We start from the raw sequence: 641 nt of genomic DNA, 5'->3' as shown, positions 1-641 counted from the left end.
CGTTGAAAGTCCACATCGGGCTTACACACCTCTTTGAACAGCTCCATGGCAATCACTTGCTCAGGGCTAATGTACTTACTCTTGATGATTTCCGGTTTATTAAAAAAGTAACCTTGGAAAAACTTAAAGCCAGCCTCTTTAGCTTGTTGGAATTCTTGCTCGGTCTCAACACGCTCCGCCAAAAAGCTAAACTTCTTCCCTTGATGTGCCCTAACCAAATCACACGCTTCATCCAAACCCATCTGCATGATATCGAGCTTTACGATATGCGTGTATTTAAGGAAACGTTCCCATTCTGGGGTCGAAGTAAAATCATCTAAGGCGATCATATAGCCCGCTTGGTAAAGGTCTTTAACCGCTTCCAACAATTCATCTGTCGGTTTACAGGTTTCCAGAATCTCTACCACCACCTTATCTTTCGGCAAACTTAAGGGCAGTCGACGAATCAAACTTTGATAAGGGAAGTTGATAAAACAGCGTGAAGATGGAATAGAAGGGTTAAGACCAACAGACAAGAAGTTCTCAACAATCAGACGATACGTTGCTCGATTAGACTCAATATGCGCTGGGTACGCATTTTTTTCTCCATCGCGAAATAACAACTCATAGCCGAGTGTATTCCTCTTGCGATTTAATATAGG

The 641-nt window shown here is 42.6% G+C and carries 1 protein-coding gene; it reads right to left on the bottom strand.

The window, feature by feature from the left end; genetic code table 11:
- A partial coding sequence (locus A3712_RS19705) for an EAL and HDOD domain-containing protein (protein WP_157618824.1) occupies positions 1 to 641 on the bottom strand: 641 nt, incomplete at both ends.

The sequence above is a fragment of the Vibrio sp. HI00D65 genome (assembly GCF_001635455.1).
Lineage (GTDB): Bacteria > Pseudomonadota > Gammaproteobacteria > Enterobacterales > Vibrionaceae > Vibrio.
The sequence above is the reverse complement of the archived record's forward strand: the minus strand, read 5'-3'. Positions and strand labels throughout refer to the sequence as shown.